This window comes from Actinophytocola sp. (assembly GCF_036555685.1).
GTDB lineage: Bacteria > Actinomycetota > Actinomycetes > Mycobacteriales > Pseudonocardiaceae > Actinophytocola.
In genome coordinates, this window is sequence record NZ_DATBKY010000179.1 from 1 (window position 1) to 11,867 (window position 11,867).

Below are 11,867 nucleotides of genomic sequence, written 5' to 3' on the forward strand. Positions count from 1 at the left end.
AGGAGAAGCGCCGGGAGTCCAGTGTGGACGGCGTGGCGATGGGCCAGCCGGCCCTGGCCCTGGCGGCGAAGCTGGCCCAGCGCACGGCGCGCGCGGGCCTCCCGGGTGATCTCCTCCCGAAGGCGTCGGACACGGGTTCGAGGCTGTTCGACGTGGCAGCCCTGGCGAAGCTCGCCGGCGCCGAGCCCGAGGGCGAACTTCGCGCGGTGGCGAGGAAGTTCGCCGAGGACGTGCGAACGGCCGAGCGGGCGGCCAGAGCCGAGGGCATCGACCCGACGGCGATGGACGCGCAGACCTGGCGCCGCTTCTGGCCGGCGAGGCTGCCGCAGGCCCACGAGACATCGCACTAGACCTTCCTCCGGTCGTGCGCCGACGCGGGCGAAATCGAGACACGGAACGTCGGCGGGCGCGGCTAACGTGGCTGCGTGACCGACTCCTACTTGCGCTACCCCCACCTCCATGACGACCTGGTGACCTTCGTCGCCGAGGACGATGTGTGGCTGGCTCCGCTGGACGGGGGCCGGGCCTGGCGGGTCTCCGCCGACCAGGCCGCCGTCAGCTCGCCGCGCTTCTCGCCCGACGGGGCGTGGCTCGCCTGGACCAGCTGGCGCGACGTGGAGCCGGAGGTGCACCTCGCGCCGGCCGAGGGCGGTCCCAGCCGGCGGCTCACCTACTGGGGCGACGTCAACACCGACGTCCTCGGCTGGTCGCGGGACGCCAGCGCGGTCGTCGCCAGCAGTACGGTCGGCCAGCACTCGATCCGGCAGACCTGGGCCTACGAGATCGCGGCCGGCGACGGCCGGGCCACCAGGCTTCCGTTCGGACCCGTCGGCGGGCTCGCGTACGGCCCGGACGGCGCGGCGCTGCTGCTGGGCGCGACGTCCCGGGAGCCCGCGTGGTGGAAGCGATACCGCGGTGGCACGGCCGGCAAGCTCTGGCTCGACGCGAACGGCGACGGCGAGTTCGAACGCTTCCAGGCGGACCTGCCCGGCAACCTCTCGTCCCCGATGTGGGTCGGCGGCCGGCTCGCGTTCCTGTCCGACCACGAGGGCGTCGGCGACCTCTACTCGTGCCTGCCCGATGGCTCGGACCTGCGCCGCCACGCGGTCGGCGCGCCCGGTGGGTTCTACGCCCGCAACGCCACCACCGACGGCACCCGGGTGATCTTCCACCGGGCCGGCCGGCTGTGGCTGGTCGACGACCTGGACGCGACGGCAGAGCCGCGCGAGCTCGACATCCGGCTGCGCGGGCCGCGTGCGGCCCGCGCGCCCTACCCGGTACGCGCCCGCGACGAGCTGTCCGACGTGGGGCCGGACCACACCGGGCGGGGCAGCGCGGTCGAGATCCGCGGCACCGTTCACTGGCTGACCCACCGCGACGGCCCGGTCCGCGCGCTGGCCGCCGAGCCCGGCGTGCGCGCCCGGCAGCCGCGCACGCTCGGCGACCAGGTCGTGTGGGTCACCGATGCCGACGGCGAGGACGCGCTGGAGATCGCGCCGGTCGACGGGCTCGCCGCCGGGTCCACGCCACGCCGGATCGGCACCGGGCGGCTCGGCCGCGTCCTCGAGGTCGCCGCCGCGCCCGACGGCCGGCGCATCGCCGTCGTCACCCACGACGGCCGGGTGCTGCTCGTCGACGCGGACACCGGCGAGCTGCGCGAGGTCGCCGGCACCGACGACAACGGCGACCCGGCCGACCTCGCGTTCTCACCCGACTCCGGCTGGCTCGCCTGGTCGCACCCGGGCCCGGTCCCGTTGCGGCACATCCGGATGGCGAGCACGACCGACCTGTCCGTAGTGGACGTCACGCCGATCCGCTTCGTCGACTACGCCCCGGTGTTCACAGTGGACGGCAAGCACCTGGCTTTCCTGTCGCAGCGCAGCTTCGACCCGGTCTACGACGTGCACGTGTTCGACATGTCGTTCACCAACGGCTCGCGCCCGCACCTGGTGCCGCTGGCCGCGACCACGCCCTCGCCGTTCTCCCCGCAGCTGCGCGGGCGGCCGGTCGAGGACGACGAGAAGGACAAGCACGACCACGAGCACGACGACGACGGCCCGCCCCGCACGGCCCTCGACATCGAGGGCCTGGCCGACCGGGTGGTCCCCGTTCCGGTGCCGGCCGCGCGGTACTCGGCCCTGCGCGCGGTCAAGGGCGGCCTGGTCTGGCTGCACGACCCGCTGTCCGGCGTGCTCGGCGAGGACGGTGACCTCGTCGACGAGGACGAGCACCGCCCGTCGCTCGAGCGGTACGACCTCGTCAAGCGCAAGCTCGAGGTCCTCGTCGACGGCGTCGACGACGTGTGGGCCACCGGCGACGGCGAGCGGCTCGTGCTGCGGGACGGCGGCACCCTGCGGGTGCTGCTGGCGGACCGCAAGTCCGACGGCGACTCGGACTCCGCCGACGACGTGAAGGTCGACCTCTCCCGCGTGCGCGTGCAGGTCGACCCGGGCGCGGAGTGGCGCCAGTCGTTCGACGAGGCGTGGCGGCTGATGCGCGACCACTTCTGGCGCGCGGACATGGGCGGCGTCGACTGGGCCGGCGTGCGCGAGAAGTACCGGCCGCTGGTCGACACGGTCGGCTCGCACGACGAGCTGGTCGACCTGCTGTGGGAGGTGCAGGGCGAGCTCGGCACCTCGCACGCGTACGTGTCCCCGCCCGGCGGCGACTACGAGTCTGCGCGGCGGATCGGCCTGCTCGGCGCCGACCTCGCGCCCGACGGCGACGGCGTCTGGCGGGTGACGCGGATCCTGCCGGGCGAGTCGTCCGACCCGCGGGCGCGCTCGCCGCTGCGCGCGCCGGGCGTCGCGGTCCGGGCCGGCGACGCGATCCTCGCGGTCGACGGCCGGCCGGTGCCGGCGGAGTCCGGGCCCGGGCCGCTGCTCGCCGGCACCGCGGACAAGCCGGTCGAGCTGCGCATCGGCCCGGCGGGCGGCGGGGCGGCCCGCAGCGTCGTCGTGGTGCCGCTGCTGGACGACATGCTGCTGCGCTACCACGACTGGGTGGCCGGGCGGCGCGCGTACGTGCACGAGGCGAGCGGCGGGCGGCTCGGCTACCTGCACGTGCCGGACATGGTGGCCAACGGCTGGGCCCAGCTGCACCGTGACCTGCGCCTGGAGGTGCAGCGCGAGGGGCTGGTCGTCGACGTCCGGGAGAACCGCGGCGGGCACCTGTCGCAGCTGGTGGTGGAGAAGATCGGGCGCACGATCATCGGCTGGCAGGTGAGCCGCAACGGCCACCGCGCGGAGAGCTACCCGAACGACGCGCCACGCGGGCCGGTCGTGGCGGTGGCGAACGAGTTCTCCGGCTCGGACGGCGACATCGTGAACGCGGCGATCAAGACGCTCGGCATCGGCCCGGTCGTCGGCGTGCGCACGTGGGGCGGCGTGATCGGCATCGACATGCGCTACCACCTGGTCGACGGCACGCTCGTCACGCAGCCGCGGTACGCGACGTGGATGCGCGGTTCGGACTGGGGCATGGAGAACCACGGCGTCGACCCGGACGTCGAGGTCGTCATGACCCCGCAGGACTACGCCGCCGGCAACGACCCGCAACTGGACACCGCGATCCGCCTCGCGATCGAGGCCCTGGCCGAGCGCCCGGCCGCGACCCCGCCCGAGCTCCCGCCGCTGCCGTAGGACCTCAGCGGCGGTGAAGCTGGGCGGTGCGGTCGGGCAGTGTTCGCCCAGCGACGGTTGCCGGGTGGACAAGAACTACCCCGTCTGGCTCCATTGGGAGCCGTGACGACCTTCGACGCCGAGACCGAGCGCATGATCGCCGCCAATCGGGCCAACTGGGACGCCCGCGCGCCCATCCACGTGGCCAGCGCGTTCTACGGGCTCGACGGCAGCCGGGCCGCGGAGAGCTGGTTCGCCGACTACGAGTGGGCCGACCTCGGCGACCTGCGCGGCAAGGACCTGCTGCACCTGCAGTGCCACCTCGGCACGGAGACCGTCGCCTTCGCGGCCAGGGGCGCGAACGTCACCGGGCTCGACTTCTCCGGTGAGTCGATCGAGCACGCCCGCCGCCTCGCCGAGCTGCGCGGCGTCGCGATCGACTACGTCCAGGCCGACGTCCACGACGCGGCGCGGGCACTCGGCAAGCGGTTCGACATCGTCTACACCGGCAAGGGATCCCTCTGCTACCTGCCGGACCTCGACCGCTGGGCCGCCGTCGTCAAGGAGCTGCTCGAGCCCGGCGGCGCGCTCTACGTCGTCGAGTTCCACCCGCTGCTCTACGCCCTCGGCGTCGTCCCCATCGGCGAGCACGAGGACCTCACGCTGCGAGCCGACTACCTCGCCGGCCGCGGGCCCGAGGAGCGCGACGCCACCCGCACCTACACCGACGGCCCGCCGCTGACGCGGGCGACCGTGTCCTACGAGTGGCGCCACGGCATCGGCGAGGTCGTCACCGCGCTGACCGGCGCCGGCCTGCGCATCGACCGCCTCCGCGAGGACGGGCGGCTGCCGTGGCCGCGCTGGCCGAGCATGCGCCCGGGCGCCGACGGCTGGTTCGCCCTGCCCCCGGACGCGCCGCGGATCCCGCTGTTCTACGCGGTCAGGGCGATCCGGTGAACAGCCCCGAGCCCCAGTAGCCGCCGCTGCCGACACCCGGCGGGACCGCGTAGAGCCCCGAACCGGTGTGCTCGACGTACTCCATCATCTCGTCCTGTGTGGACAGCGCGCGCTGCATGGGGACGAACTGCTTGTGCGCGTCGCGCATGAAGGCGACGAAGAACAGGCCGGCGTCGAGGTGGCCGAGCCCGTCCGAGCCGTCGATGAAGTTGTAGCCGCGGCGCAGGATCCGCACCCCGCCGAGCGCCTCCTTCGACGCGAGCCGGATGTGCGCGGTCGCCGGGATCTGCGGCAGCCCGCCCTCGCCGGCGACGTCGAAGTCCGGCTTGTCGAACTCCTTGACCTGGCCCAGTGGCGCGCCCTCGCCCTTGTCCCGCCCGATGATCTGCTCCTGCTCGAGCAGCGTCGTGCGGTCCCAGATCTCGATGTGCATCCGGATCCGCCGCGCGACGAGGTAGGTGCCGCCGGCGAGCCAGGCCTGGTCCTCGCCGTCCTGCACCCACACGTGCTTCTCGAGCTCGGCGGCCTCCTCGGCCTTCAGGTTGCGCGTGCCGTCCTTGAACCCGAACAGGTTGCGGGGCGTGGCCTGCGAGGTCGACGTCGACGACGTGCGCCCGAAGCCCAGCTGCGACCAGCGCACCACGACCTTGCCGAACCCGATGCGCACGAGGTTGCGGATCGCGTGCACGGCCACCTGCGGGTCGTTCGCGCACGCCTGCAGGCAGATGTCGCCGCCCGACCGGGCCGGGTCGAGGTCGTCGCCGGCGAAGTGCGGCAGCTCCTTCAGCGCGGCCGGCCGCTTGTCCGCCAGCCCGAACCGGTCGTCGAACAGGGACAGGCCGAACCCGATCGTCAGCGTCAGCGCGGACGCCGGGAGGTCGAGCGCCTCCCCGGTGTCCTTCGGCGCCGCCTCCGGCACGCCGCCGACCGCGCCGTGCTCGAACGCCTCGAGCCCGCGGGTCATCCGCTCCGCCGCCACCGTCCACTCGCGCAGCAGGTCCTGCAGCTCCTCGCGCGAGGACGTCGTGACGTCCAGTGCGACGAAGTGCATCCGGTCCTGCGCGGGTGTCACGATGCCCGCCTGGTGGGCGCCGTGGAACGGCACCGCCGCGGCGGTCTCCGCGTTCGCGACCGGCTCGGGGGACAACGTCCGCTCGCCCACGACCCCGGCCGCCGCGCCGACGCCGAGCGCAGCGGCCCCCGCGCCGGCGACCCCGAACAGCCGGCGCCGGGACAGCCGTTCGGTCACTGGCCCGCCACCACCTCGGACACCTGGCTGACCGGCTCGCCGAGCGCGTCGACCGCCTCGGACATCTCCCTGATGTCGGCCTTGGTCAGCTGGGTGTAGAGCTTGTAGCCGTCCCCGGCCTGGTGTTTCGCCAGCACCTTGTCGACCGCCGCGAACCGCTCGTCCAACGTGGTCAGCAGCGACGCGTCGCGCTCCTGGATCACCGGGCGCAGGGCCGCCACGGCCGCCTGCGAACCGTCCACATTGGAGCGGAAGTCCCACAGGTCGGTGTGCGAGTAGCGGTCCTCCTCGCCGGTGATCTTGCCGGTGGCGACCTCGTCCAGCAGCTCCTTCGCGCCGTTGGCGAGCTGCAGCGGGGTCAGCTCGAGGGTCTCCGCCCGGCTCACCAGGTCCTTGACGTCGGCGAGCAGCTGGTCCGCGATCGCGGCGGAGTCGGGCCGCAGGCCGGTGACCCACAGGTCCTTCTCCAGCCGGTGGAAGCCGGTGAACTTCTCGCCCGGCGCGACGCCGTCCTCCCGGCTGTCGATCTTCGGGTCGATGTCGCCGAAGCTCTCCGCCACGGGCTCGATGCGCTCCCAGTAGACGCGAGCCACGGGGTAGAGCGCCTTGGCCTGGTCGACCTTCTTGCTCTTGACCGCGTTGACGAACTCCGCGGTCTTGGTCTCCAGCGCGCCGGTCTGCGAGTTCACCCACCGCTGGTAGCTCTTGGTCGCGTCGGCCAGCTTCGTGTCGGTGCCGACCTGCTTGTCGGCCTGGCCGGTGACCTTGAACGCGTCCCGGATGCCCTCGCCCTGCATGCCCGGCTTGCACGCGGTCTGGTACTCGCCGGCCTCGTGGACCTCGACGATCAGCCGCCGTGTCAGGCCGGGCGTGACGTTCTCGACCTCGCCCATGATCCGGTCGCCCTCGGCGTAGAGGTAGAACTCGGTCACGCGGTCGCCCTTGTTGGTCACCTCGAAGGTGATCGTCCCGGCGTCGGCCTGGGTGCGCGCGACCTTGCACGCGTCGTCGCTGGCCTCGACGGCGATCGCGCCGCCCTTGTCCTGCTCCTGCGGCGTCTTCGTGCCGCAGGCGGCCAGCACGGCGACGGTCGCGAGGCCGATCCCGGCGACGGCGACCCGGGCGGGTGTCGAGATCACGAGTTCTCCTTGGGGGAAACGGGGCCGGCCGGCACGGGCGCCGGCCGGGGTGGCGCCGCGGACTCCCTGCGCGGCATGAGGAAGAGCGTCAGCACGACGGCCACGTAGGCGACCCAGACGACCGCCTGCAGGACCGTCGTCTGCGCCGAGTAGTTGAGCAGGCCCTTCGCCAGCGCGCCGTACCACGAGTCCTCCGGCATGGGCCCGGACAGGTCGAAGGCCAGCGTGTTCAGTCCGGGCAGGACACCTGCCTCCTGCAGGTCGTGCAGCCCGTAGGCGAGGATGCCCGCCGCCACGAACACCAGCAGCACGCCGGTGACCTTGAAGAACCTGCCGAGGTTGAACCTGAGGGCACCGCGGTAGATCAGCCAGCCGAGGACGATCGCCACGACGATGCCGACGATGAACCCGATCAGCGGCTCGGTGACACCCGACTCGGCGGTGCGGACGTTGGCGTAGAAGAACGCCATCGTCTCCAGGCCCTCACGGCCGACCGCGAGCAGCGCCATGACGACCACCGCCACCGCGCCGAGCTCGACCGCGTGCGACAGCTTGCCGCGCAGCTCGCCGGCGATCGAGCGGGCGGTGGCTCGCATCCAGAAGATCATCCAGGTCACGAACGCGACGGCGATGATCGACAGCGAGCCGCCCGCGATCTCCTGGTGCTCGAACCGCATCTCGCCGATCGTGTACGCGATGATCGTGCCGATCGCGACGCAGAGCGCGAGCGCCGCGCCCACCCCCAGCCAGACCCATTTCAGGTAGTCCCGCCTGCCGGTCTTGACCAGGAACGCGACGAGGATGCTGACGACCAGGGCGGCCTCGAGGCCCTCCCTGAGTCCGATCAGCGCGCTGCTGAACAGCACGACGGCCTCCGCATGTTGGTATGGCTAACCTTGCTAGAGATTAGGTAAGCCTCACCTGCAAAGTCCAGCCGGGGTGTTCGACTCGATCGATCTGCGAGAAAATCCATCCGATCGTAGGGAGATCTGTCCGGTTCACCCAGAGTGAACACCGGCCCGCCGGACCGGCCGTCCGGGCGGTTTCCACCCGACCCCGCCGCGAGCCGGTGTGGCGATCCGTAGCCTGGGTCGTGTGGCCGTACCTCCGACACACTCACCGACCACACTGTCCGAGTCCCCGCCGAGCCCGCCCGGCGGCCGCGGGTGGCGCCGGCTGGCCGGCCCGATCCTGCTGGTCGCGGCCATCGTCGCCGGTTCGATCGCGGTCGGCGTCGGGATGAACCGGCCGGCCGAGGAGGAGCAGCCGGACGCGGCGCCCGAGTTCGTCGTGCCGGAGCTCGCCGTCCGGCCGGGCAGCGCGGTGCCGAGCGAGGCGGCGATCGCGCCCGGCACGTCCCGGTCCGCGACCCGGCCCACGACCGCCGCGGTGCGGGACTGGGCGGACACGCTCGCGGACGAGACCCAGGTGCCGTCGCGGAGCCTGGTCGCCTACGCCGAGGCGGAGCTAGCGGTCCGGGCGAACCGGCCCGCGTGCGGGCTGAGCTGGGCGACGCTCGCCGGTGTCGGCCGGGTCGAGTCCCACCACGGCGAGTTCAACGGCTCGGACGTGGGCGAGGACGGCCGGTCGACGCCGCCGATCCTCGGTGTTCCGCTGGACGGTTCGCCGGGCGTGCGGGCGATCAAGGACACCGACGGCGGCAAGCTCGACGGCGACCCGAAGTGGGACCGTGCGGTCGGCGCGATGCAGTTCCTGCCGGAGACGTGGCGGCGGTGGGGCATGCGGGCGAGCCGTGACGGAAAGGCCCCGGACCCGCAGAACATCGACGACGCCGCCCTGACCGCGGCCCACTACCTGTGCTCGCGCGGCCGGGACCTGTCCACCGCGGCCGGCTGGTGGCAGGCGATCATGTCGTACAACAGCTCGGTCAGCTACGGCCAGAAGGTCTTCAGCGGCGCCGACGCCTACGCGAAGGCCGCGGCGAAGCTCTAACGGCTCTCCTCGACGGCGATGCGGGCGCTGACCTCGCCGAGCGCCTCCTGGTACTCCGGCGCCGGGTGCATGGCGACCGCGAGCCGCAGCTGCGTCTGCGCCTCGGTCAGCCTGCTCTGCCGCTGCAACGCCTTGCCCAGCGCGAAGCGCGCGTAGTGGTCGGTGGGGTCCAGCTCGAGCACCCGCTGGAACGCCTGCTCGGCGCGGCGCAGCTGGGCGGAGCCGAGGTAGGCGCGGCCGGCGAGCAGGTGCACGGACGACGAGTCCGGCTCTGCCTCCAGCACGGGCGCGAGCGCCGCGAGGGCATCAAGAGGCCGGCGTTGCGCCACCAACGACTCCGCGCGGCGGAACGCCTCGAACGTGCCCTGGCCGTCCTCAGTCATGGTCACCGACAACGCTACCCGGACCCGGCCTGTTCCAGAAAGCATCACACCGCGAGCCTCCACCGGGTGACGAAACCGCCCCGCTACGCTCGAAGCTGCTCGTTTGTACCCGTCGCCGGTTGAGGAGCATGCACGTGGCGGTTATCGATCAGGTTGGCGCGCGCGAAATCCTGGACTCGCGCGGTAACCCCACCGTCGAGGTGGAGGTCGCCCTGGACGACGGCACGCTCGCCCGCGCGGCGGTGCCGTCCGGCGCGTCGACGGGCGAGCACGAGGCGGTCGAGCTCCGCGACAAGGACGTGAACCGCTACAACGGCAAGGGCGTGGAGAAGGCCGTCAACGCCGTGATCGACGAGATCGGCCCGGAGCTCACCGGCACCGACGCCGTCGACCAGCGCATCGTGGACCAGAAGCTCGTCGACCTCGACGGCACCCCGGACAAGTCCCGGCTCGGCGCGAACGCCGTCCTCGGGGTCTCGCTCGCGGTGGCCAAGGCGGCGGCCGAGTCGAGCGGGCTGGAGCTGTTCCGCTACGTCGGCGGGCCGAACGCGCACGTGCTGCCGGTGCCGATGCTCAACATCCTCAACGGCGGCGCGCACGCCGACACCGACGTCGACATCCAGGAGTTCATGATCGCGCCGATCGGCGCGGAGTCCTACCGCGAGGCGCTGCGCTGGGGCGTCGAGGTCTACCACTCGCTCAAGTCCGTGCTGAAGGGCCGCGGCCTGGCCACGGGGCTGGGCGACGAGGGCGGCTTCGCGCCGAGCCTGGCGAGCAACCGCGACGCGCTCGACCTGATCGCCACCGCGGTCGAGAAGGCCGGCTTCGCGCTCGGCTCGCAGATCGCGCTCGCCCTGGATGTCGCCGCGACCGAGTTCTACACCGACGGCGCCTACGCGTTCGAGGGCAGCAAGCGCAGCGCCGAGCAGATGCTCGCGTACTACGCCGAGCTGCTCGACCACTACCCGCTCGTGTCGATCGAGGACCCGCTGGCCGAGGACGACTGGGACGGCTGGGTGCGGCTGACCGACGAGATCGGCGAGAAGGTGCAGCTGGTCGGCGACGACCTGTTCGTCACCAACCCGGACCGGCTCGAGGAGGGCATAGCCCGCCGCGCCGCGAACGCGCTGCTGGTCAAGGTCAACCAGATCGGCACCCTGTCGGAGACGCTCGACGCGGTCTCGCTGGCCACGTCCTACGGCTACCGCAGCATGATGAGCCACCGGTCCGGCGAGACCGAGGACACGACGATCGCCGACCTCGCCGTGGCCACCGGCGTCGGCCAGATCAAGTCCGGCGCGCCGGCCCGCGGCGAGCGCACGGCGAAGTACAACCAGCTGCTGCGCATCGAGGAGACCCTGGGCGACGCCGCCCGCTACGCCGGCGACCTCGCCTTCCCCCGGTTCAACCCGGACGCCTGAGGATGGCCGGGCGCGAGTCCGACCGGTCGCGGCGGCGCGGTGACACCCTTGGGGACGTCCGTGCACGCCGCACCGGACGCCGCCCGCAGAGCTCCCGGCGCGACCGTCCGGCCGACCGCCGTCCGGCCCGACCGGTCACCGCCGACCAGGAGCGCGAAACGGTGCCCAGCCGGACCGTCCGCGCCGCGGCGGCGGTCGGCCTCTCGACCACCCGGCGCGCGGCCGTGCTCGCGATCGTCGTGTGCGCCCTCGCGCTGTCCATCGCCGTGCCGCTGCGGACCTACCTCTCGCAGCGCGACGAGGTGCAGATCCAGGAGCAGCGGCAGGCGGACCTGCGCGCGCAGGTCGAGGCGCTCGAGAAGCGCAGGGCACAGCTGGAGGACCCCGCGCAGGTCGAGGCCGAGGCGCGGCGGCGGCTGCGCTACGTGATGCCCGGGGAGACGCCGTACATGGTCGAGCTGCCCGGCGACGCGCCCGCACAGGGCGGCGACGGCAGCGACCGGAAGCAGCCGCTCGACCGGTCCTGGTACCTGACGTTGTGGAACGCGGTGTCCGGCGAGTGAACCTGACCCCTGTCACCGACGAGGACCGGGCGATCGTGGCCGAGCAGCTCGGCCGCCCGCCGCGGGCGATCCGCGCGGTCGCCGCGCGGTGTCCGAGCGGGCACCCGGCCGTCGTGCAGACCAGTCCCCGGCTCGAGGACGGCACGCCGTTCCCCACGCTGTACTACCTGACCTGCCCGCGGCTGACGTCGCTCGTCAGCACGCTCGAGGCGAGCGGGCTGATGCGCGAGATGACCGAGCGGCTCGGCACCGACCCGGACCTCGCCGCCGCGTACCTCGCCGCGCACCGCGCCTATCTCGCCGAACGAGACTCGCTCGAGCCGCTGGGCACGGATGTCAGCGCCGGTGGCATGCCCGGGCGCGTGAAATGCCTGCACGTCCACGTCGCCCACGCACTCGCGGTCGGCCCGGGGGTGAACCCGTTCGGGGACGAGACATTGCTCCGTTTGGCGGACAACTGGCCCAGCGGCGGCTGCGAAGCCTAGACACGGGATGTTCCCGCCAGGGCAACCTCCCAGGCGGTGGGATACGTCCGTCAGGCGTAGAACGATCGTCTTGACTCGTTGCTGACGTCTTTATTGT

10 protein-coding genes and 1 pseudogene are annotated in these 11,867 nt (G+C 72.8%); 7 read left to right on the plus strand and 4 right to left on the minus strand.

The window, feature by feature from the left end; all coding sequences use genetic code 11:
• The 3 genes and pseudogenes from VH969_RS17020 to VH969_RS17030 all read left to right on the plus strand — a co-directional run.
• A pseudogene (locus VH969_RS17020) lies at positions 1-350 on the plus strand (nucleoside triphosphate pyrophosphohydrolase); the annotation flags it as partial.
• A 75-nt stretch (positions 351-425) separates the two neighbouring features.
• Positions 426-3,641: a S41 family peptidase gene (locus VH969_RS17025; protein ID WP_331975236.1), complete on the plus strand. Its 3,216-nt coding sequence runs from the start codon at positions 426-428 to the stop codon at positions 3,639-3,641.
• A 102-nt stretch (positions 3,642-3,743) separates the two neighbouring features.
• Positions 3,744-4,577, plus strand: a complete 834-nt coding sequence (locus VH969_RS17030) for a class I SAM-dependent methyltransferase (protein ID WP_331975238.1) — start codon at positions 3,744-3,746, stop codon at positions 4,575-4,577.
• Here VH969_RS17030 and efeB read toward each other — a convergent pair.
• From efeB to efeU, 3 genes are read right to left on the minus strand one after another with little or no spacing between them, the layout of a single operon-like run.
• Positions 4,561-5,826 carry an iron uptake transporter deferrochelatase/peroxidase subunit gene (gene efeB / locus VH969_RS17035; RefSeq protein ID WP_331975240.1) on the minus strand — a complete coding sequence of 422 codons (1,266 nt, stop codon included), beginning with the start codon at positions 5,824-5,826 and terminating at the stop codon, positions 4,561-4,563. The genes VH969_RS17030 and efeB overlap by 17 nt on opposite strands.
• Positions 5,823-6,962: an iron uptake system protein EfeO gene (efeO, locus tag VH969_RS17040; RefSeq protein WP_414638541.1), complete on the minus strand. Its 1,140-nt coding sequence runs from the start codon at positions 6,960-6,962 to the stop codon at positions 5,823-5,825. The genes efeB and efeO overlap by 4 nt, the downstream gene beginning before the upstream one ends.
• Positions 6,962-7,831 (minus strand): iron uptake transporter permease EfeU, encoded by an 870-nt coding sequence (gene efeU / locus VH969_RS17045; protein WP_331975242.1) that lies wholly within the window; start codon positions 7,829-7,831, stop codon positions 6,962-6,964. The genes efeO and efeU overlap by 1 nt, the downstream gene beginning before the upstream one ends.
• Positions 7,832-8,060: 229 nt before the next feature.
• Between efeU and VH969_RS17050 the strand changes: the two genes are divergently transcribed.
• Complete coding sequence (locus VH969_RS17050) at positions 8,061-8,918, plus strand: lytic transglycosylase domain-containing protein (protein ID WP_331975244.1); 858 nt, start codon at positions 8,061-8,063, stop codon at positions 8,916-8,918.
• On the opposite strand, the gene VH969_RS17055 is transcribed toward VH969_RS17050, so the two are convergent.
• Complete coding sequence (locus tag VH969_RS17055; RefSeq protein WP_331975313.1) at positions 8,915-9,301, minus strand: tetratricopeptide repeat protein; 387 nt, start codon at positions 9,299-9,301, stop codon at positions 8,915-8,917. The genes VH969_RS17050 and VH969_RS17055 overlap by 4 nt on opposite strands.
• 134 nt (positions 9,302-9,435) lie before the next feature.
• Here VH969_RS17055 and eno point away from each other — a divergent pair, with 134 nt between their 5' ends.
• From eno to VH969_RS17070, 3 genes are all read left to right on the plus strand, one after another.
• A complete protein-coding gene (eno, locus tag VH969_RS17060; RefSeq protein ID WP_331975246.1) occupies positions 9,436-10,722 on the plus strand; it encodes a phosphopyruvate hydratase in 1,287 nt (428 codons plus the stop codon).
• A gap of 161 nt (positions 10,723-10,883) precedes the next feature.
• A complete protein-coding gene (locus tag VH969_RS17065) occupies positions 10,884-11,285 on the plus strand; it encodes an FtsB family cell division protein (protein ID WP_331975248.1) in 402 nt (133 codons plus the stop codon).
• The gene (locus VH969_RS17070) at positions 11,282-11,770 is read left to right on the plus strand and encodes a DUF501 domain-containing protein (protein ID WP_331975250.1); all 489 of its coding nucleotides are present in this window, start codon (positions 11,282-11,284) and stop codon (positions 11,768-11,770) included. Before VH969_RS17065 ends, VH969_RS17070 begins: the two co-directional genes overlap by 4 nt.
• The last annotated feature ends 97 nt before the right edge of the window (positions 11,771-11,867 follow it).